The sequence below is a fragment of the Exiguobacterium sp. s57 genome, from assembly GCF_018617685.1.
Lineage (GTDB): Bacteria > Bacillota > Bacilli > Exiguobacteriales > Exiguobacteriaceae > Exiguobacterium > Exiguobacterium marinum.
On record NZ_JACSKR010000005.1, the window covers coordinates 13,742 to 34,914 of the forward strand.

Annotated in this window: 16 protein-coding genes; 13 read left to right on the forward strand and 3 right to left on the reverse strand. The window is 48.2% G+C overall.

Annotated features, from left to right (window positions below; all coding sequences use genetic code 11):
• Positions 1-80: 80 nt before the first annotated feature.
• The 12 genes from KNO98_RS11810 (at position 81) to clpB (ending at position 17,998) form a co-directional block, all read left to right on the forward strand.
• The gene (locus tag KNO98_RS11810; RefSeq protein WP_214701012.1) at positions 81-2,369 is read left to right on the forward strand and encodes a bifunctional diguanylate cyclase/phosphodiesterase; all 2,289 of its coding nucleotides are present in this window, start codon (positions 81-83) and stop codon (positions 2,367-2,369) included.
• Positions 2,370-2,549: 180 nt separating this feature from the next.
• Positions 2,550-4,292 carry an adenine deaminase C-terminal domain-containing protein gene (locus KNO98_RS11815; RefSeq protein ID WP_214701013.1) on the forward strand — a complete coding sequence of 581 codons (1,743 nt, stop codon included), beginning with the start codon at positions 2,550-2,552 and terminating at the stop codon, positions 4,290-4,292.
• 67 nt (positions 4,293-4,359) lie between these two features.
• Positions 4,360-4,665 (forward strand): YerC/YecD family TrpR-related protein, encoded by a 306-nt coding sequence (locus KNO98_RS11820; RefSeq protein WP_214701015.1) that lies wholly within the window; start codon positions 4,360-4,362, stop codon positions 4,663-4,665.
• A 35-nt stretch (positions 4,666-4,700) separates the two neighbouring features.
• Positions 4,701-6,083 carry a TrkH family potassium uptake protein gene (locus KNO98_RS11825; protein WP_026826877.1) on the forward strand — a complete coding sequence of 461 codons (1,383 nt, stop codon included), beginning with the start codon at positions 4,701-4,703 and terminating at the stop codon, positions 6,081-6,083.
• 12 nt (positions 6,084-6,095) lie between these two features.
• Complete coding sequence (locus KNO98_RS11830; RefSeq protein WP_026826876.1) at positions 6,096-6,329, forward strand: hypothetical protein; 234 nt, start codon at positions 6,096-6,098, stop codon at positions 6,327-6,329.
• A 90-nt stretch (positions 6,330-6,419) separates the two neighbouring features.
• The gene (gene pcrB, locus KNO98_RS11835) at positions 6,420-7,100 is read left to right on the forward strand and encodes a heptaprenylglyceryl phosphate synthase (RefSeq protein WP_214701016.1); all 681 of its coding nucleotides are present in this window, start codon (positions 6,420-6,422) and stop codon (positions 7,098-7,100) included.
• 38 nt (positions 7,101-7,138) lie between these two features.
• Positions 7,139-9,355 carry a DNA helicase PcrA gene (gene pcrA / locus KNO98_RS11840; protein WP_026826874.1) on the forward strand — a complete coding sequence of 739 codons (2,217 nt, stop codon included), beginning with the start codon at positions 7,139-7,141 and terminating at the stop codon, positions 9,353-9,355.
• A 9-nt stretch (positions 9,356-9,364) separates the two neighbouring features.
• Positions 9,365-11,359, forward strand: a complete 1,995-nt coding sequence (ligA, locus tag KNO98_RS11845) for an NAD-dependent DNA ligase LigA (RefSeq protein WP_214701018.1) — start codon at positions 9,365-9,367, stop codon at positions 11,357-11,359.
• Between the two features lie 243 nt (positions 11,360-11,602).
• Positions 11,603-13,075 carry an LPXTG cell wall anchor domain-containing protein gene (locus KNO98_RS11850; protein ID WP_214701020.1) on the forward strand — a complete coding sequence of 491 codons (1,473 nt, stop codon included), beginning with the start codon at positions 11,603-11,605 and terminating at the stop codon, positions 13,073-13,075.
• Positions 13,076-13,205: 130 nt separating this feature from the next.
• Complete coding sequence (locus KNO98_RS11855; protein WP_214701022.1) at positions 13,206-14,378, forward strand: CamS family sex pheromone protein; 1,173 nt, start codon at positions 13,206-13,208, stop codon at positions 14,376-14,378.
• 139 nt (positions 14,379-14,517) lie between these two features.
• Positions 14,518-15,387, forward strand: a complete 870-nt coding sequence (locus tag KNO98_RS11860) for a DnaJ C-terminal domain-containing protein (RefSeq protein WP_026826871.1) — start codon at positions 14,518-14,520, stop codon at positions 15,385-15,387.
• A 19-nt stretch (positions 15,388-15,406) separates the two neighbouring features.
• Positions 15,407-17,998: an ATP-dependent chaperone ClpB gene (gene clpB / locus KNO98_RS11865; protein WP_214701023.1), complete on the forward strand. Its 2,592-nt coding sequence runs from the start codon at positions 15,407-15,409 to the stop codon at positions 17,996-17,998.
• Between the two features lie 32 nt (positions 17,999-18,030).
• Here clpB and KNO98_RS11870 read toward each other — a convergent pair whose 3' ends face one another.
• From KNO98_RS11870 to hemG, 3 genes are all read right to left on the reverse strand, one after another.
• Positions 18,031-18,333: a hypothetical protein gene (locus tag KNO98_RS11870; protein ID WP_214701024.1), complete on the reverse strand. Its 303-nt coding sequence runs from the start codon at positions 18,331-18,333 to the stop codon at positions 18,031-18,033.
• A gap of 72 nt (positions 18,334-18,405) precedes the next feature.
• Entirely contained in the window at positions 18,406-19,488 is a 1,083-nt protein-coding gene (locus KNO98_RS11875) for a TIGR04053 family radical SAM/SPASM domain-containing protein (protein WP_026826868.1), read from the reverse strand.
• A complete protein-coding gene (gene hemG / locus KNO98_RS11880) occupies positions 19,485-20,849 on the reverse strand; it encodes a protoporphyrinogen oxidase (RefSeq protein WP_214701025.1) in 1,365 nt (454 codons plus the stop codon). The genes KNO98_RS11875 and hemG overlap by 4 nt, the downstream gene beginning before the upstream one ends.
• A 157-nt stretch (positions 20,850-21,006) precedes the next feature.
• Between hemG and KNO98_RS14785 the strand changes: the two genes are divergently transcribed.
• Positions 21,007-21,129 carry a hypothetical protein gene (locus KNO98_RS14785; protein ID WP_256442723.1) on the forward strand — a complete coding sequence of 41 codons (123 nt, stop codon included), beginning with the start codon at positions 21,007-21,009 and terminating at the stop codon, positions 21,127-21,129.
• Positions 21,130-21,173: the final 44 nt, after the last annotated feature.

The window sequence follows — 21,173 nt, forward strand, 5'->3', positions numbered from 1 at the left end:
AACCCATCCTTTTTTTCATGCGAAAAAAAGGGAATGCCGATATCCTGTTCTACAATAGTAAAGTAGCTCGGAGAAAGAAGGTGGTCGGCCTGCGTGTTCAATCAAAACTATTTATTGCAATTGCCGTGAACATCGTACTCTTCATCGGTGTCATTTTATTTGTCATCAAACCGTATTTTGTAGAGAAAAGTATTGAACAGGACAAGGCGATGACCCGCGATCAAATCGAGAGTGTTTCGGAAGTGTTCGCCAATCACCGTCTCATGCTCGAACGGATTCTTGTCGACTGGTCAGTCTGGACGAACGCCTATGATTTCGTGCAGAACGAGAATGATACTTTTGTCGAAAATAATATGGGGAAAGAAACCTTAGAAAATTTAGGGATCGGGGCGATGATTTTCCTCGACAAAAATCGAGAGGTAGTCTACTCCGAATTTAATCAGATTTATGAGTTAGAAAAGGCAGAAGAGAAGAGCGCCTTCACAAATGATTTGTTACGCTACGTCAACTCGTCTAGTATGACACAAAGTGCAGTATACGGTACTGACTTCGGCCCTGTGGTCTTCATGAGCCATCCGATTGTAAAAAGTGATGGAACGGGTGAACCTAGTGGTACGCTTGTAATCATTCAAAAAATCGGTCCGGACTTCATGGCGGCGATGAGTGCACAAGCAAAAACGAAACTGTCCATTAGCCCGCTCGCTCATCAACGGCTGACGATTGAACAAGACAGTCGGTTTGCCCGCGTCTCTTTACCACTGCAATCGATTTATCAAGATGCGAACTGGGAAGTCAATTTCTCGGTGAAGCGCACGTACTATACAAACACTCAGACGATGTTAGAAACCGGCATGTTCGGACTCCTCGTTCTCGGTCTTGGTTTATTGTTGACTCTGTTTTGGACGGTGAATCAAATCATTACAAAACGTCTAATGGGTATCGTCAAAGAACTGAAGTGGATCACGAAGGAACGAAATAGTCGTTTACGGATCCATCTACATCCCCATAAACAAGACGAGATTGAAGAAATGGCAATCAGTATGAATGAGGTACTCGATGCATTAGAGCAGACACAAAAAGAGTCGTTGACACGTGCCTTTCGAGATTCCTTAACACGTCTCCCGAACCGCTTGGCGGTCGAGGAAATGTTCATGAATTTACCGGATACGACCCGCTCGATTGGTGTGATGGGAATCGATCTCGACAACTTCCGGCGGATCAACGACCAATTTGGTCAGCGTACGGGGGATGCGATGCTTACGTTCTTTGCCTCTCGTTTAATGTTTTATAAAGAGGATGGCTTCGTGGCAAGAATCGGAGCGGATGAGTTCATCTTGATTCATTTGGAATGGACGACTGAAGAACTCATGATTATCGCCAATCAGTTAGTGAAAGATTTACGCGAATGGGGTCTGAAGCAAGGAATGAACCATCTGACCTTAAGTATTGGAATTGATGAATTGAGGGAACCGTCACATCACTCCTATGAGGTGATGATGGCACGTCTTGACGTCGTCTTACATGAGGTCAAAGCGTCAGGGAAAGATAACATTATCTCCTATCAAGACATTGAAGATGGGAGTCATTACTTGCAGACACTCGAGATGGAGCGGGATTTACGTCATGCGTTACACCATGATGAATTTGAACTGTACTATCAACCAATCGTATCTCCCCAACCATTTCAGGTGATGGGCGTAGAAGCATTGATTCGCTGGCATCATCCGCAGAAAGGGTTCGTCTCCCCGGGCGTTTTTATTCCGGTAGCAGAACAACTTGGACTCATCTCGGATGTGGGACGGTGGGTGCTTGTCCAGGCTATTACCGAGATTCAGGAGTATGCAGAGCGTTTTGATTTATTTTTATCAATCAACGTATCAAAACGTCAAATTTTAGATGGTTCCTTTTTAGAGACATTGGAAGAAACGCTTACCGATACGGGATTCCATCCACACCGACTGCATGTAGAAATCACAGAAAGTGAAGTCGGTGGGAACGTGTATGAACTTCAACAGTTTATCCAAGCGTTAAAAGTGATCGGGGTAAAAATATCACTCGATGATTTCGGGGTCGGAACGTCTTCTTTGTCATACTTGCAATCGCTACGTCTTGATATTATTAAAATTGATCAAAACTTCGTCAAAGGGATTCCGGAGAATAAGTTTGACCGCGCCTTGTTAGAAGGGCTTTATCAAACCTTCCAAACGCTAGGACTCGATATCGTCACAGAAGGAGTCGAACGACCGGAACAACTTGCATTCGTATTAGAATATAGTAGTTCGCTCATTCAGGGATATCATTACAGTAAACCAATTCCAATTGACCAATTGCATCACTACTTGCAAAAAACTGTCATGACACAAATTTGATCTAGGCGATTCTTCAGAAGAAGAGTCGCTTTTTTGTGAAAAATATATGTGGATTTTGTTACAATAGTGAACATAACTTGCGACCCTTTCAGAGAAAAGGTAAACTTGAAACAGATGAAGAAAACGCTTTCAAAACTATTTTTTAATAGCATTGAAAGAGAAAAGGGAGGATTGGGTTCGATGCCAATAAAAAGAACGGCGCGGGCACCGTGGTCTAAAGTGATGATTCGTTCACAAATCGAAGTCGTTGATCGAGTACGGCCACCTTCGCTCGTCTTAAAAAATGCGACGTATTTGAACGTATACGTGAAACAATGGAAAACTGCGAACATCTGGATTGAAGGAGATCGTATCGTTTATGTCGGTCCAGACTTACCGGAATCAGCAGTCGAGACGGTCGATGTGTCAGGGAAATATATTGTGCCTGGTTATATCGAGCCACACGCTCATCCATTCCAATTATACAATCCGGCGACGTTGTCAAAATATGCTGGGGAACGCGGAACGACGACTCTCGTTAATGACAACATGCTGCTTTTTTTACAAGAAAAAGAGCAAGCGTTTGCGCAGTTGGAAGCGATTCAGCAGCTGCCGACGAGTACGTATTGGTGGGCAAGACTTGACACACAAACCGAACTTGATCGGGAGAGTGTCGCTGTCGACTCAGAACGTATCCATGAGTGGTTTAATCATCCGGATGTCGTGATGGCAGGTGAACTGACGGCATGGCCACGCGCAATGAAGGGCGATGATGAGATGCTCCAATGGATGCTCGATGCCGAAACGTGCGGACTGCCGGTCGAAGGCCACTTCCCGGGAGCGTCGCCCAAGACATTGACTAAAATGGCGTTGATGGGAGTGCACAGCGACCATGAGGCAATGACGGCAGAAGAGGCGCTCAATCGACTTGAATTAGGTTATACAACAACGCTTCGCCATTCTTCCATCCGCCCGGACTTGCCGGGGATGATTCGTGACCTATTGGCGAACGGATTGACGGCGTTCGATCACCTCATGGTGACGACGGACGGTTCGACACCAGGCTTTTATGTAGACGGCATGCAAGACGCCCTCGTCCAAATTTTGATAGAAGAAGGACTACCGGCCATTGAGGCGTACCGGATCGTCTCTCACAACGTAGCGCGTCATTTTGACCTCGATCACATTCTAGGCTCTATTGCCCCGGGACGCATCGCCCACTTGAATATCCTCGATGCAATCGAGGAGCCCCGACCGACAGCGGTCATCGCGAAAGGTCAGTGGATTTACCGTGATGGCGTATCGTTATTCCCGAACGAATTAGTGGAAGCGGTTCTTGACAAGATGCCATCGACAGACGTTTCTATCGAGCTGACGCCACAAGATTTGTCATTCAGCATGCCAGTCGGACTCGACATGGTCAACTCGGTCATCATGAAACTGTTTAAAATTACGCATGACACGGGTCAAGACGAATTACCGCGTGATGGAGACGAATCGTTCCTCATGTTGCTTGATAAAGAAGGGAAATGGCGATTGAACACGGTGCTGAAAGGATTTGCCCGAGATTTCGGGGGACTTGTCAGTTCGTATTCAATCAGCGGGGATTATTTGATTTTAGGTAAATGTAAACAAGACATGTTGCAGGCGTTCGAACGGATGAAAGAACTCGGAGGAGGTATCGTGCTTGTCAATAAAGGGAAAATCGTTGCCGAGATTCCATTACCGCTCTGTGGAATGACCTCGACGGAACCACTCGACACTCTCATCGGTCAAGAGAAACAGCTACGCGAGGAGCTCGTGGCAAGGGGTTATCAGTTTGAGGATCCGATTTATACATTACTGTTTTTAGCATCCACACACTTGCCGTATGTTCGCGCAACACCGCTCGGCATTTACGAAGTCATGAAAAAACAAGTACTATTTCCTGCGATTTTGCGATGAATAGTTGAGTCCAAGGCGCCCCTGCTTTAGAATAGTAAAGAAGTATGAGTAGAGAGGATGCTTGCGGATGCAACTCGATAAATTAAGAGGTCTAGAGCTTGATCAATTGTTTGAGGCAATTTTGAAGCTCGATACGCTCGAAGACTGTTATCAATTATTCGAAGATTTAGCGACTGTCAATGAAATTCAAGCACTTGCGCAACGACTGGAAGTGGCGCGGCAAATACGTGAAGGAAACACGTATCATAAAATTGAGGACGCGACAGGCGCCTCGACGGCCACGATTTCACGTGTGAAGCGATGCTTGAACTATGGGACAGGCGGATACGACCTCGCTCTTGAACGTCTACAACAAACAAAAGGTGACTCTTAAGAGTCATCTTGTTTTTGATGGAGGGGAGGGGCGAGATGCAACAGAAATTCATGAAACGGAACTTACAATTGTTCTTTCGAAATTTAACACCGGTTCAAACACTCGTGTTAATTTATAGTGCGGCAGCGATTTTATCAGTTTTGCTCCTCGCCTTACCGATTGCCCATAAACCCGGTGTGACGATTACGTTTACTGACCTTGTCTTCTTTGCGGTGAGTTGTGTCAGTGTCACTGGGCTAACGCCAATCGTGGTCACCGACACGTTTTCCACGTTCGGCTTATTTATCATTTTGTTCATCGTCCAGGTGAGTGGTGTCGGGTTGATCAGTCTGCACGTCATTATGTGGATTTTGCTTGGGAAGCGGATCGGGTTCCGGGAGCGACAACTGATTTTACGTGATCAAAACCAGACATCGATGTCTGGTATTGTCAAATACATCACAGAAATCGTCATCACCGTTATTGCCATTGAGGCGGTCGGTGCCGTCTTACTCGGGGTCCATTACTTAAATTATTTTGATACCGCCGGAGAAGCCTTCTTACAAGGCTTATTCGGATCCGTCAGTGCGACGACGAACGCCGGATTTGATATTACCGGGAGTTCGCTCGCGCCGTTCCGTGAAGACCCGTTTGTCATCTTCACGCAAATTGCGCTTATGACAGGTGGTGCCATCGGATTCCCGGTACTCGTTGAGATTCGGACATACTTGGTGAGCCGAATCACACGGAAGCGTCATACGTTCCCGAGTCGGTTCTCATTGTTCACCAAATTGACGGTCACGACATTCTTTATCTTGATTGCCGTCGGGACGGTCGGATTGTTCTTCTTCGAGTACAACAATGCCTTCAAAGATTTGCCGTTATGGCTTGCGTTCTCAGATTCGTTGTTCCAGTCCGTGACGACACGTAACGGTGGATTATCGACAGTCGACGTCAACTTGTTCTCGGAAGCGAGCATGCTGTTATTGTCGATTCTTATGTTCATCGGAGCCTCACCATCGTCTGTCGGTGGCGGGATTCGAACAACAACGTTTGCCGTGGCTGTTCTCGGGGTCGTCGCGTTTATTCGTGGAGACTCGTCAATTAAAATTTTCGGTCGTGAGATCGTTCTTGAAGACATTTGGAAAGCGTTCGTCATCATTACCGTTTCGCTCGCCGTCCTATTGTCCGGGGTCATGGTCATGGCTTACTTTGAAGATGCCTCATTGACACGAATCTTATTCGAAGCATGTTCAGCGTTCGGAACGACAGGACTGTCTGTCGGTTTATCTTCTGAATTTAGTAACGTTGGAAAATGGGTGCTGACGGTTCTCATGTTCATCGGTCGAATCGGTGTCATCGCCTTCATTCTCATCTTGCAACGGAGACAGCCGAAGCGGATGTATAACTATCCGAAAGAATCGATTATCTTAGGATAAGGAGATTGTCATATGAAAGCTTTTTGGATTAACTTTGGATATGTCTTTATCGTTCCAGTACTGCCGTTCATCGCGGTCGTTAATGGAACGGCACTCTGTTCGCCGGACTCCCCGTTACTCGACATCCCAGTGCTCGGATTCTTTTTAGCGAATCCGCTCTGGTTTGTCCCGGTATATGGTTTATTTGCACTGCTTATTGCAAAATGGCTGACGGATCGGGAACAGAATCGTACGGCACGTTCGTGACTTGCTTCGGCAAGTCTTTTTTATATTGAGGAGATGCAAGTGATAAGAAAAATCGATACACTAGAGAAGGATTCGTTGGGAGGGAACAAGTTGAAATTTCTGTCATGGCGCCATGTGTTTAAATTAGATCCGAACAAACCCCTCACGGATGAAGCGCTCCGTGCGCTCATTCATTCGGGAACCGACGCCTTTTTGATTGGCGGGACGGACGGGGTCGATGCAGAGAATACATTTGCGCTCTATGCGAGAGTCCGAGATGCCGGAATACCTGTCGCGCTCGAAATCAGTCATCCGAGTCAAGTCATCCACGGATTTGATCATTACTTCGTACCGACCGTGCTCAATGCAGGAACTCCGGAATGGATCATCGGACACCAGGCTCGGGCGTTTGAACGATATGGTCATTTTTTTGATCCACGTCATGTCACGGCCCAAGGCTATCTCGTCTTAAACGCGGACGCAAAAGTCGCTGAAGTGACAGAGTCGAAGTGTGACTTGTCGCTAGAAGAGGCCGTGGCGTATGCTGAAACAGGTCATCACTTATTCCACCTCCCCTCACTCTATATCGAATATAGCGGACGGCTCGGAGACCTCGATGTCGTAAAAGAAATTCGATTGGCGCTCCCGAAAGCGCACCTTTTCTACGGAGGTGGCATCGACGGGGAAGACTCGGCCCGTTTGATGGGTGCACATGCCGACACGATCGTCGTCGGAAATATCATTTACGAAGACTTAGCAGGAGCACTTGCGACTGTGCGAGCACTCCGATAAAATAAGAACAAATGTTTGGAACAAGGAAGGAAACGATTATGTATAACCTTAGCGAAGAATTAGTCAAAGGTATGAACCCGGAACAGGCAGAAGCCGTCAAACATACCGATGGTCCACTTTTGATCATGGCGGGTGCCGGATCGGGAAAAACTCGTGTCTTAACACATCGTGTCGCTTATTTGATGGCGGCCAAGCAAGTGGCGCCTTGGAACATTTTGGCCATCACGTTCACGAACAAGGCTGCACGAGAAATGAAAGACCGGATTGCGCGTCTTGTCGGTGGAGTCGCGGAAGACATTTGGATTTCCACATTCCACTCCATGTGTGTCCGTATTTTACGACGGGATATCGACCGTATCCGCTATGAGCGGAGCTTTTCCATTCTAGATGCCTCAGACCAGTTGACGGCGATCAAACAAGTACTCAAAGAATTGAACCTCGATCCGAAGAAGTATGAGCCACGTACATTACTCGGGATGATTTCGAACCATAAAAACGAATTGCGTACGGCGAAAGATGCAGCCGCCCTTGTCGGAAATAATCCGTATGAGCGCATCATCTCAGATGTCTATACGGCTTATGAGAAAAAGTTGAAACAAAATAACGTGCTCGACTTCGATGACTTGATTATGAAGACGATTCACTTATTCCAAGAAGCGCCAGACGTGTTGGCGTTCTATCAAAAGAAGTTCAAATACATCCATGTCGACGAGTATCAGGATACGAACCGTGCCCAATATACGCTCGTCAAACTCCTTGCGCAGGCACATGAGAACTTGTGTGTCGTCGGGGACTCGGATCAGTCCATCTATCGTTGGCGCGGTGCCGATATCGCCAACATCTTGACGTTTGAAAAAGACTACCCGAGTGCCCGTGTCATCTTACTCGAACAAAACTATCGTTCGACGAAACGAATTTTGGAAGCAGCGAATGGCGTCATCAAGAACAACGCTTCGCGTAAAGACAAGAATTTGTGGACGGAAAACGACGAAGGGGAGAAGCTCTTGCTGCACGTCGCTTCAGATGATCGCGACGAAGCGTTCTTCATCATGAATCAGATGAAAGAGCTGAAGATGGAAGGGATGGACTACGGCCAGATGGCAGTCCTTTACCGGACGAACGCCCAGTCTCGTGGTCTCGAGGAGATGCTCCTCAAGTCCAATATCCCGTACAAAATGGTCGGCGGAACAAAATTCTATGAACGTAAAGAAATTAAGGATGTTTTGGCCTATTTGCGTTTGATTGCCAACCCGGACGAAGATATCTCATTCGTTCGTGTCGTCAACGAACCAAAACGAGGTATTGGGGCCGCCACAGTCGATAAGTTAGGTGACTTTGCAGATATGCAGGGTGTTTCGCTTATGGATGCGATTCGTGACATCGAATTATCAGGGATTGCGCCACGCACGGCGACGAAACTTGCGGACTTCCGTCAAATGATGATGGACTTACGGCAAATGGCTGACTATCTTTCGATTTCAGAACTCGTCGAAGAAATATTGAAGAAGACCGGCTATGAAGACATGCTCAAAATTGAGAAAACACTCGAAGCGGAAAGCCGACTTGAGAACTTACAAGAATTCCTGTCAGTGGCTCAAAATTTCGAGAAAGAAAGTGATGAACAGACAGTGGTCGCCTTCCTCACCGATTTGACGCTCGTGTCCGATTTGGATTCACTTGATGAAGTCGATGAATCGCATCAAGTCACGTTGATGACGCTGCATTCGGCGAAGGGACTCGAGTTCCCGGTCGTCTTCCTGATTGGAATGGAAGAGGGGCTGTTCCCGCATAGTCGGGCATTGAACGACGAAGAGGAAATGGAAGAAGAGCGGCGTCTTGCATATGTCGGCATAACGCGTGCCGAGAAGCGTCTCTATTTGACACGTGCACAGTCTAGGATGCTGTACGGCCGATTCCAAAACAACCCGGAATCAAGGTTCCTGCATGAATTACCGGAAACGTTGTTAGAACGGTCCGGAAAGGCAAGAAAACCAATGCCATGGAACCCTGTCGAATCACCTGGGAAGTTGCCAGTGAACGGTTTTAGTTCGAAACCGAAGCCAAAGCTCGCCCAATCGTCTGGCGCCGAAACGCTCGGATGGCAAGTTGGTGACAAAGCGAATCATAAAAAATGGGGGCAAGGGACGGTCGTCCAGACGCGTGGTGAAGGCGATCAAGTCGAAGTCGACATCGCGTTCCCTGAAGTCGGGATTAAGCGTTTGTTGGCCAAATTTGCCCCGATTGAAAAAGCGTGAGGTGAGAATATGGAGATGGCAGAACGCGTAGAAGAATTGCGTAAAACGTTAAATCAATATGGATACGAGTATTACGTGCTCGACCGTCCGAGCGTCCCAGACTCGGAGTATGATCGTCTGATGAACGAATTGATTCAAATCGAGACAGACTACCCTGAACTACGGACACCGGATTCTCCGACACAACGCGTCGGAGGGGCGCCTCTTGATGCCTTCGTCAAAGTGACTCACGATACACCGATGCTCTCACTCGGCAATGTATTCTCAAAAGAGGAACTCGTGGAATGGGTGGAACGAATCGAGAAGGACCTCGGTTATACACCGACCTTCGTGGCTGAACTTAAATTTGATGGACTCGCCGTCTCTTTAAAATATGAGAATGGTCGTCTCGTGCGAGGCGCGACGCGAGGGGACGGAACGACAGGTGAAGATATCACCCAAAACTTGAAGACGATTCGTTCGATCCCACTTCGCTTGAAAGAGGATGCAACGTTTGAGGTCCGAGGTGAGGCGTATATGCCGAAGCGTTCGTTCGAACAGTTGAATGATGAACGGGAACGGGTCGGTGAGCCATTGTTCGCAAACCCGAGAAACGCAGCGGCCGGTTCACTCCGGCAACTCGATTCGAAAATAGCAGCATCTCGAAACTTGGCATTTTTTGCATACGGTTTGGTGTCGCAAGACGATCTCGTCGCGTCGCATGACGAGTCGCTCGATTATTTGAAACGACTCGGAGTCGCTGTGAGCGGAGACTACACGACGTGCAAAACGGCCGATGAACTATGGGATTATATTGAGACGTACGTGACGAAACGTGGCGAACTCCCGTATGAAATCGATGGGATTGTCATTAAAGTCGCAGGGTACGAAGAACAGGAACAACTCGGCTTCACAGCGAAAAGTCCACGTTGGGCCGTCGCCTATAAGTTCCCGGCAGAAGAAGTCGTGACGACAATCGAAGACGTCGATTTCAGTGTCGGTCGTACGGGGAAAGTCACACCGCGGGCACGTTTTTCTCCAGTATCTGTAGCAGGGTCGACGGTGACGTATGCGACACTTCACAATGAAGATTTTATAAAGGAAAAAGATCTTCATATCGGTGATCGGGTCGTCATTAAAAAAGCGGGAGACGTCATTCCGGCAGTTGTCTCAGCAATTGCGAGTGAACGGAGCGGAGATGAACGAGTGATTGAATTTCCGACCCATTGTCCAGCATGTGAATCCGAACTGATTCGCCTTGAAGGTGAGGCCGATCATCGCTGCGTCAACCCAGAGTGTCCGGCCCAATTGCTCGAAGGACTCATTCATTTCGTCTCTCGGCAGGCGATGAATATCGACGGACTCGGTGAGAAAGTGATCACGCAACTCCATGAAGCGGACCTCGTCCATAACGTGGACGACTTGTATCGCCTGAACCGAGACGATTTACTTGCGCTCGAGCGCATGGGGGAGACGTCGGTGACGAACCTACTCTCGGCGATTGAACAGTCGAAACAAAATTCGCTCGAACGGGTGCTCTTCGCCCTCGGCATTCGTCTCGTCGGTCAAAAGGCAGCCTCTTTGATTGCAGAACGATTTGAGACGATGGAGGCGATCATCAAGGCGACGGTCGAAGAACTGACGTCGATTGATGGCATCGGGACGAAGATGGCCGAGTCGATTGTGCTCTATTTCGAAAAACCAGAAGCGCGTGAACTCGTCAAAGAATTGGCGGAATCGGATGTGAACCTGTCGTTCAAAGGGACGAAACGTCCGACGACCGAAGGTGCTCCTTTATCTGGTAAGACGGTCGTATTGACGGGGAAATTACATGAGATGACACGTGGCGAAGCTGGGAAGCAGCTTGAACTTTTCGGTGCGAGTGTGACAGGAAGTGTGAGCAAAAACACAGATTTACTCGTTGCCGGTGAAAAGGCAGGTTCGAAACTGGCGAAAGCCGAATCCCTCGGAATCGAAGTATGGGATGAGGCTAAGCTGCTCGACTTTATAAACGAACAGGCGTAAGACGTTCGCTTCGGCGAACGTTTTTTGTTTTTTCGGAAATAAATGGGATTGAGCAGGTTCGCACAAGCGTTCGAGGGGTATAGATTAACTAAATCAAAATGTTAATATATTTTTGCGAGAGAACCCTTAGACATCAGGACTTTCACACACATATCCCTCTCATTCCTCTACGTGATGAAAGTCTCCATTCAGGACGAAGTCGATTCGTGCGCCTGCTTTCACCTTAGAGGAGGGACCAACATCATGACACACAACATCCAGCGCTTCGTTGCCGTATTTACTATTCTCATGTTCCTTTCAACATTGATTACCGTCCATGTCGTACATGCTGATACAACAACGTTTCGTTATATTCAAGTGGATTTGACGGACGAGGAAATGGAAACATTATACGAATCAAGTTTAGTTTATGAAGGCATCACGTTTTATGGGGTACGTGAATCAGCTGACATTTGGCGATTCGTGATTGATGCGGAGTCGGTCGATGATTCGTTGATTGACGTCATCACGCTCTATGATGCGGAAGGTGTCCCTTATACGTTTTCTCCGAATATCATTTCGGACTTGTATCCTGTTGAAGTAGAAGAGCCATCTGTAGTCGAAGAACCGGAAGTGACCTCGACCATTGAACCGGAACCGGTAGCAGAAGAACCGGAGCCTGAACCGATGCTCCCGGTGCTTTCAATCGAGGCGGTGAACATTGCTGGGGTCGACCAAGCTGTTGTCGGGGGTGAACTTTCCTATACGTTTGTCGTTGAAAATACAGGAGACACACCGTTGACGGTGACAAATATGTCCCATGAGTATTTCAGTGGGAATCTAGAACAATTATCAGTCGAATCGTTCAATCAACGTGTTTTTGACCGTTTGAATGAATTGATGGGGGATGACGGACTCCTTCCTGGTGAACAGATGGAAGTGACAGAGCTCTTATCGATTCCCGCTGACTATTCGCTCAGTACCGGTCCTGAGATTGGTAGTCTATTTCGCGTGACAGGAGTGGATGAATTCGATCGAATCGTCACATCAGAAAGTCAGCAAATTATCCTCTTGCAACAACCTGATTTTACAGTGAGTGCTACGAGTGAGAAGGCGACCGTACAACCGGGAGAACCCGTTCGATACACGTATACGATCACCAACACCTCGAAAATCACTTTGTTCTTATCTGACGCTATGCTTACATGGCCGAACGGTGCTTTGACAGAAGAAGAACGAAACATGGCAAATAGACGGTTCAGGGAGCAAGTCGAAGCGATTCCTACCTTCATAGACGGGTTCGGTCCGGAAGAAGAAGTGACGTTCTCTTTTGAACTCCCGCTCTTCCCATCCTATGATGTGAGAGCCGGGGCTGAGTTGATTCAACGTGCGACGTTCACCTTTCAAGTAAATGAAGATGTAGGAGTCACACGATCCGTCGACGTACCGGTGGGAGTGAAGCAAGCCGTCCCGTCAAAAGAAGAAGAACCGAAACAAGAGTCTAAGAAACAGCAGCAAGAAGTGAAGACAGAGGATGTATCCGTCGTGAAAATCATCGTTCAGGAGAACGGCGCGCCACCAGTCGAACACGTTGATGAGTCTGACACGTACGCGCAAGATTTACTACCGATGACAGGCGAAGCGGATGACGCGTGGCATGCCATGATCGGTACACTACTTTTTGCCTCCGGACTTCTCTTGTTGATTCGTCGCAAACATCCGTCAACCAAACCATAAATCGAAATCCCTTCTTGTATATGCGAGAAGGGATTTGTTCTGATTCCGCTTCGATACTTTTTTCATGGAACGATTTTGTTATAATGGACAAAGTGAAATAGGAAACGATGTTCAAAGGAGCTACACATAGATGAAATGGAAACAACTCGTCGTCCCGACAATCGCCTCTGCGCTGTTGTTAAGTGGATGTTCAATGAAAATACCGATGGGTGAGGAAGAGGCGACACCGACCGGGGAAGAAACGGCAGCTGAAGGTGTTACGCAAGCGATTGAAGCGCGTGATTCATACTATCAGATGGTGATTCCATTCAAGGCGGCAGCAGCGAGAGGACTTGCCCAGCGTCAAGTCAGTTCGTCATTAGAGCTTGAAGAAGTCGAACTTGGCCTCATGCGCCATTCGACGGATGCGTTCGCCCCAGACAAATTCGCCTATCAAGAAGGCCAACTTCTGAACGCAGAGGACGTTTCGCGTTTGCTTGGACGAAAAGGTGGTAGTAAAGACGGACTAACGCCTTTAAACCCGGCGTATGCAGATGGGAAGGCTGAAGTCGAGGATGACAAATTTGTCGAGGCAAATAAAAAATCACCACTTTATCTGGCTTCAATCGTGGAACAGAATTACATGACGAAAAAGGACAGCGGTTATCAATTAGGCGGTGTGTCGTTCGCACTCATTTTAAATCGTGAGTACGTCTTCCAGGCACCGAACTATGGACCGACATATACGGTCAAGCTCGATCAGAAGAAAGTGGTCACAGAAGGCGAACGGATGGCGAACGAACTCGTCAACCAGTTACGAAAACGGGAAGACTTTAAAGAAATAGACATCAACATTGCACTTTACATGAAGTCGACACAAGGCTCACCGACTCCGGGAAACTACATCAAATCCGCATACATCGGAACGAAAGATGAAGTCACATCAAGTGATTGGAAAGCCATCGATGAGAAATATTACTACTTCCCATCGGCTACAGCGACAAATGAGGTGCGTGAGGATGCCCAAAAGTTTACGCTCTTCAGTGACCGGATCGCCGATCTCTTCCCAGACTACAGTGGGATGATTGGGAAGGGTTTCTATCAGAATGGAGATTTATCACGACTTGAGGTCGATATCCCAATCCAGTTCTATAGCCGTGCCGAACTCGTCGGATTCACGCAACACGTTGTCGGCTTACTTGAGAATCGATGGGAATACAGCCGAAACGTACCGGTCCGAATCAACGTGACCTCACTCGGTGGAGCCCCTGAAGTAACGATTGTGTTTGAGGACGGTATGGATAGTCCTAAAGTATACTTCTGAGTGAGAGAGGTTCGTTTTTTGAAACGAATCTCTCTTTTTTTTCGTATGAAAAGTGAAAGGATAATCTTTGACCTTATTTGACCAATTGAGTAGAATAGAGTTAACAGAAACGGGAAAGGGATAGGTGAGGTGAATCCATATGGCTAAAAACTATTATGATGAGCTCGGTGTCTCAAAAGGAGCGTCGGAGCAAGAGATTAAGCGTGCATATCGGAAGTTGGCGAAACAATACCATCCGGACGTCAATAAAGATTCTGGCGCACAAGATCGGTTCAAGTCGATTCAAGAAGCGTTTGACGTGTTGAGCGACCCGGAGAAAAAGGCAAATTATGATCGATATGGGAGTCCGGATGGGCCTTCGTTTGGACAAGGATTCGGCGGTGGCGGAGAAACTTACGGGGAAGGATCGGCCCAGTTCGAAGATTTATTCCGACAATTTGGCGGTGGGTCTCGAACGACTTCCCGCACATTCGGGTTTGAAGATATGTTCGGCAGTTTCTTTGACCAAGCAGTCGAGGAGGATCTAGATGAATCCGTTCGGATCAATATCCCGCTCAGCCAGCTTACAAAAGACTCGAAAATGAGTCTTCGTCTTCAGACAGGTACTGTGAACGTCAAGATTCCACAAGGTGCCTATGAAGGGCAGAAGTTACGGTTGAAAGGAAAAGGAAGTCGGGTAGGACAATCCGGTAACCGAGGAGACGTGTATGTCGAACTACATTTCACAGATGATGATACGTATCGTCGTGAAGGGGAGCATATCGTGACCGTGAAGCGGTTGCGGCCGCTCGAATTTTTAGACGGAGCGAGCGTCATTATTGCGACGCTCGACGGAGGGCGAGTGAAGCTGAAAGTGAAGCCGGGAAGTCGTCCGGGGCAACGGATGAGGATTCCGGGTCGCGGTGTTATGACCGGTTCGAAGGTACGGTCAGATTTGTACGTGCAACTCGAGGTCGATCTGCCGCTTGATGATGCTTACCGTTCTGTTTATGAACAAATTGAACGTTGATGGATAAGGAGGAGTCGTGATGGACTTTAATCGATTTACAGACAAAGCACATGAATGTATAGTCAGTTCACAAGCGTTGGCGAAACAATATCATCATAGTGAAATCAATGAATGGCACGTGTTGGCGTCCATGATTTCACAGACGGATGGGATTGCGCCATTATTGTTTCAAAAAATGGAAATCAATGTGTCTGAGATTGAAGGAGAAGTCGCGCTATCTTTGAAAAATGCGCCAAAACTTCAAAATCCAACGACACCGATGATTTCGGCTTCCTTATTAAATGTCTTGACGACGGCCGAACGGGAAGCGACCGGAATGAATGATGAGTACGTATCGGTCGAACATATTCTTCTTGGTATTTTATTGAACAACAGTCAAGCGCAGGCGATGCTCGAGCGACAAGGCATCACGGAAGAACATCTTCGTGAGGCGCTCGTCGCCGTGCGTGGGAACCGTCGTATCACATCGAAGTCGCCCGAAGCGACGTACGATGTGTTGACGAAATATGGACGCGACCTCATTCAGGAAGTGAAGACAGGAAAAATTGACCCGGTCATCGGACGTGATAGCGAGATTCGTCGTGTCATCCGGATTTTGAGTCGGAAGACGAAAAACAATCCAGTTCTCATCGGGGAACCGGGTGTCGGGAAGACGGCAATCGTCGAAGGACTCGCCCAACGAATCGTTCGAGGCGACGTACCGGAAAGTTTGAAAGATAAGACGATTTTCAGTCTCGATATGAGTTCACTTGTCGCCGGTGCGAAATACCGTGGCGAGTTTGAGGAACGTCTTCAGGCTGTCTTATCCGAAGTGAAGGAAGCAGAAGGTACGATTATTCTCTTCATTGATGAACTGCATACGATTGTCGGTGCAGGAAAGTCGGAAGGTTCGATGGATGCCGGTAACATGTTAAAACCGATGCTCGCTCGAGGTGAACTTCATTGTATCGGTGCGACGACACTAGACGAGTATCGCCAATATATCGAAAAGGACCCGGCGCTCGAGCGTCGCTTCCAACAAGTACTTGTTGCTGAACCGGACGTCGAGGATACGGTCTCCATCTTGCGCGGATTAAAAGAACGCTTTGAGATTCACCACGGTGTACGCATCCACGACAACGCGCTCGTCGCGGCAGCGGTTCTGTCAAACCGTTATATCACCGACCGCTTCATGCCGGACAAGGCCATCGATCTCGTCGACGAGTCATGTGCGATGATTCGGACAGAAATGGAATCGATGCCGGCGGAGCTTGACGAGTTGGTTCGTCGTGTCATGCAACTTGAAATTGAAGAGGCTGCGCTCAAAAAAGAGAGCGACGCAGCTTCGATGAAACGACTCGAAGCACTCCAACAAGAGTTAGCTTCGCTCCGGGAACAATCAGATTCGCTACGTCTCCGTTGGGAAAATGAGAAAGAATCGACACACCGCGTGCAACAAATCCGTGGAGACCTTGAGAAGGTACGTCTCGAGTTACAGGAAGCAGAGAGTCGCTATGACTTAAACCGTGCCTCCGAGTTGAAGTATGGACGCATCCCAGAACTCGAGCGAGAACTTGAGGAAGCGGAACAGTTGGCGGGATCCGTGACGCGCGAACTCGTGCGAGAAGAAGTGACGGAAGAAGAAATCGCCGAAGTCGTCTCGAAATGGACCGGTATTCCGGTGACGAAACTAACAGAAGGAGAGCGGGATAAGCTTCTCAACTTAGAAACGGTCTTGCACAAACGTGTCTTCGGTCAAGACGATGCGATTCGACTAGTCAGTGATGCAGTCATTCGTGCCCGTGCAGGAATCAAAGATCCAAACCGTCCAATCGGTTCATTTCTCTTCCTCGGACCGACGGGCGTCGGGAAGACCGAGCTCGGGAAGGCGCTCGCGGAAGCGATGTTTGATTCAGAAGACCATATCGTTCGACTCGACATGAGTGAATATATGGAAAAACACGCCGTGTCTCGTCTTGTCGGTGCCCCTCCTGGATACGTCGGCTATGAGGAAGGCGGTCAGTTGACAGAAGCGGTTCGTCGTAACCCTTACTCGGTGCTCTTACTCGATGAGGTTGAGAAGGCACATCCAGATGTCTTTAACATCTTGCTACAACTGCTCGATGACGGGCGATTGACCGATTCGCACGGTCGAATCGTTGACTTCAAAAACACGATTGTCATCATGACGTCAAATATCGGGGCAGATATTTTGCTCGAGGCAGCGAAAGATGGGGTCATTGACGAGGACGAGGAGCGTCAAGTGATCGAGAAGCTCCGCCGTCACTTCCGTCCAGAGTTCTTAAATCGGGTGGATGAAACGATTCTGTTCCATCCACTCACGAAAGATCAAATCGGTCAAATTGTCGAGAAGGCGGTCGGACGGATGAGTGAACGGCTTACAACACGCTCGATTCATATCGAGATCACAGATGCGGCGAAAACGTTTGTCGCTGACGAGGCGTATGAGCCTCAATTCGGTGCCCGTCCAATCAACCGTTATGTACAACGGACCATTGAAACGAAACTTGCCCGCAGCATCCTAGCAGGAGATGTCGAAGACGGTCAGACGGTCGTCATCGATGTCGAAAACGGAATGTTGACGTTACGTCCCTCGACGGTGAAGGCATAAGGAAAAGAGGAGTCCAATTTGGATTCCTCTTTTTATGTGTGTCGGCGTTGTCGTTTCAAAATGAGATAGCTGGTGCCTAAAAAGATAAGATAGAGCACAGTCCCGAAGAATAAGCTGAAGACCCACGGCATCGTTCCCATAAAGATGGAGCGTGTCGCTTCCTGGAACCAGAGCAATAACCAAAAAAATAGTCCGAGACTTGAAACGAGTAGAACCATAAACCCTATGAATCCATCTTTCGTCCACTGTTTCACCAAAAATCCAAGAAGAAACGTCGTACCAAAAATCGCTACTAACCCGATATAGAACAATCCGTCAATCGGTAAAGACTGCACGTACACATTCTCCTTCTCGTCGTCAGATTTGTATAATCCAACCTTACACAAAGAGGGAATAAATGGAAATCATTATTGTGACACGAGCGGACGCTCTGGTTGATAGATGCAATATGGTTCTGCTTCTTTATAGTCGCCTGTGACCGCGTATGCTCGGGCCCGTGATCCCCCGCAAAGATAGCGATATTCACAATACCCACATTTCCCATGATGGGTATCCGGGTCGCGTAACGCCTTGAACGTCGGATGGTGACGATAAATGTCCGCAAGAGGTGTCGTTCGGACGTTCCCGCAGGGGATTGGTAAAAATCCAGACGGCTGAACGTCTCCTGTGTGCGAGATGAAGACAAACCCGTTCCCGTCATTCGTTCCTTTAGGTGCTTTCGCTAAATCATCATGAGGATGTCCGATTGGAGGAAGTCCTTTTCTTTTTCGCCGCTGATTTTCTTGACGCGCCACCCGGCGATAGAACTGGGCTTCCGTCGTTGAGATGATAAACGGTGCCGTTTCTTGAAGTGAGAACGCCCACTTCAATACTTCCTCATGCCGTTCGGGTGAAATGGGTTGTAGCAACGAACCTCGTCCTGTCGGTACGAGGAAGAAAAGTGTCCAAACCGACACACCGAGTGACTCTACGAGTTTCGCCATTTCCGGTAATCGATCGACGTTGTATTCGGTCACCGTTGTGTTGATTTGAAAGGACATCCCTTCTTCCCGAAAATAGGAAATCCCACGAATGGTACGGTCAAAACTGCCTCTCGTTCCTCTAAAATAGTCGTGAGTCTCTGCATCCGGTCCGTCGAGGGAGAACGCCCAACGAGACAGACCAGCTGCTTTTGCCCGTTTCACGGCATCATGAGTGACGCGAGGTGTGGCAGAAGGCGTCATCGAGACACGCATTCCGAGAGAAGAGGCATACTCGGTCAACTCGAACAAGTCTTCACGCATGAGCGGATCCCCTCCTGTGAAGACGAGAATCGGGTTGTTCATCGCCTGAATCTCTCGAATGAGCGCTTTGCCTTCTTCTGTGTCGAGCTCATTTTCATATCGGTGAAACTGTGCCTCGGCTCGGCAATGAACACAGGAGAGCGCACAGGCACGTGTCACTTCCCAAATCACGATGAATGGGTTTTCGTCATAGTCGGTGTGCTTCATACCATCACCGCCTGCTTGAGATGTAGTTTTTCGACCGCCCGTTTGGCGGAATCAACGCAGTCCGGTAATCCGACGCCGTGGAGGATGGCGCCGCAAGTTTCGACACCGTCCCACTTCGCTAGCGCTTCTTCGAACGCACGGACGTCCTGTTTATGTCCGACCTCATATTGCGGCATCGTTTGAATATGCCGTTCAACTTTCGTGAAGAGAGGTGTCCCGACTTTTTGAATACGGCGAAGTTCGTTCAAAGCGAATGATGCAATGGTGTCATCGTCTTCATGTAATAAAGAAGGTACATGTTCAGAACCGATATACATGCGGAGCAACGCTTTATTCTTAGGTGCCAAGTGCGGCCACTTTTTATGCATCCAGCTGCATGCGGTCAAAGCGCTCCCTTCTGACTTAGCGATGACATAGCCAGTTCCGTCTAAAGCATCAACCTCTGACTCGTCGAAGGCGGCGAGTATGGTCATCGAGGATGTCCGTTTTAATTCAGATAACCGTTCGGCTTCAGGAAAACCGAGCAGCGGACCGAGTGCGTGAGGAGATGTAGCGATGATGATGCCGTCAAATTGTTCGACCGTACCGTTAGACAATGTGACTTCATGGGGGCGGACGGACTGAACGACGGTATTCAATATGAGACGGTCAATCGAAGGGCGTAGTGCCTCGACGAGCGCACCAAGTCCTTGATCAATCGACAAAAATTTTCCGGTCTCGGCCGGTTTCACGCCAGCCTGGACAGGAGGTGTGAGAGCTTTCATCCCGAGAATCAGACTGCGAGTTTTTTGTTCAATCGTGATAAACTGAGGGAAAGTAGACTCGATGCTCATATCTTCGAGTGTCCCGTTATAAATCCCGGACAGAAGCGGCTCGATCATCGTATCAACGACTTCTGAACCGAGTCTTGTTCGAAAGAAACGGTCGAGCGAGATATCCTCTTCTTTATATACACGTGGAATCACGAGATCGAATCCTGCGCGAAGCTTTCCTCTCCATGTAAAGAGATCTGTTTTGACCATTGGCCAAAATTTAGTTGGGATACCCATGACCGATCCGGTTGGCATCTGTCTCAGCTTTCCGCGCACATAAATATAGGAAGTACCGGTTTTGGAACGGACGATCTGGTCCTCGAGACCAAGATCGGTGATGAGCGAAGTCAAGGTCGGTTTTCGTGCCATATAGCCATCCGGTCCGGTCTCTAATGTGAAGTCATCTTGATAAATGGTTTTAATTTTTCCACCGAGACGATCTTGCGCCTCGAACATTGTGACGTGGGCACCAGTTTCTTTGGCGTAATATGCCGCGGCGAGTCCGGTGATGCCGCCTCCGATAATTGCGATGTGATTCAATCGATTCACCCATTTCTGTAAAGTTGTTGTCGTATTAACGGTACCGAGAATGTTGACGGAGACATAGGATAAGTGTCACGGAGTTCTAGACAAATTTGTCACGAGTTCGAAAGGGGACGATGAAATGGTTTCCTTTATAGTCATTTCGGCTTTTGTGGTGATAAGTGTGGCTGGCTTTATTGTGATGATGAATCGACATGGTGAAAAGCTGACGGGCGACGAGGAAGACCCACCGATGATTTGGGCGGACGAAGACTGGTATAAAGAAGATGGACCGCCTGATGGGTAATGTGATAAGATGACCCGGTTGAAATTTGATGGAACATGAGGTGA

Excerpts from the sequence above, each read along its gene's own strand:
- KNO98_RS11855 (WP_214701022.1), top strand. The coding sequence starts at position 13,206 with ATGAAATGGAAACAACTCGTCGTCCCGACAATCGCCTCTGCGCTGTTG.
- KNO98_RS11850 (WP_214701020.1), top strand. The coding sequence starts at position 11,603 with ATGACACACAACATCCAGCGCTTCGTTGCCGTATTTACTATTCTCATG.
- KNO98_RS11875 (WP_026826868.1), bottom strand. The coding sequence starts at position 19,488 with ATGAAGCACACCGACTATGACGAAAACCCATTCATCGTGATTTGGGAA.
- KNO98_RS11830 (WP_026826876.1), top strand. The coding sequence starts at position 6,096 with ATGAAAGCTTTTTGGATTAACTTTGGATATGTCTTTATCGTTCCAGTA.
- pcrA (WP_026826874.1), top strand. The coding sequence starts at position 7,139 with ATGTATAACCTTAGCGAAGAATTAGTCAAAGGTATGAACCCGGAACAG.
- clpB (WP_214701023.1), top strand. The coding sequence starts at position 15,407 with ATGGACTTTAATCGATTTACAGACAAAGCACATGAATGTATAGTCAGT.
- KNO98_RS11860 (WP_026826871.1), top strand. The coding sequence starts at position 14,518 with ATGGCTAAAAACTATTATGATGAGCTCGGTGTCTCAAAAGGAGCGTCG.
- KNO98_RS11815 (WP_214701013.1), top strand. The coding sequence starts at position 2,550 with ATGCCAATAAAAAGAACGGCGCGGGCACCGTGGTCTAAAGTGATGATT.
- KNO98_RS11825 (WP_026826877.1), top strand. The coding sequence starts at position 4,701 with ATGCAACAGAAATTCATGAAACGGAACTTACAATTGTTCTTTCGAAAT.
- KNO98_RS11820 (WP_214701015.1), top strand. The coding sequence starts at position 4,360 with ATGCAACTCGATAAATTAAGAGGTCTAGAGCTTGATCAATTGTTTGAG.
- ligA (WP_214701018.1), top strand. The coding sequence starts at position 9,365 with ATGGAGATGGCAGAACGCGTAGAAGAATTGCGTAAAACGTTAAATCAA.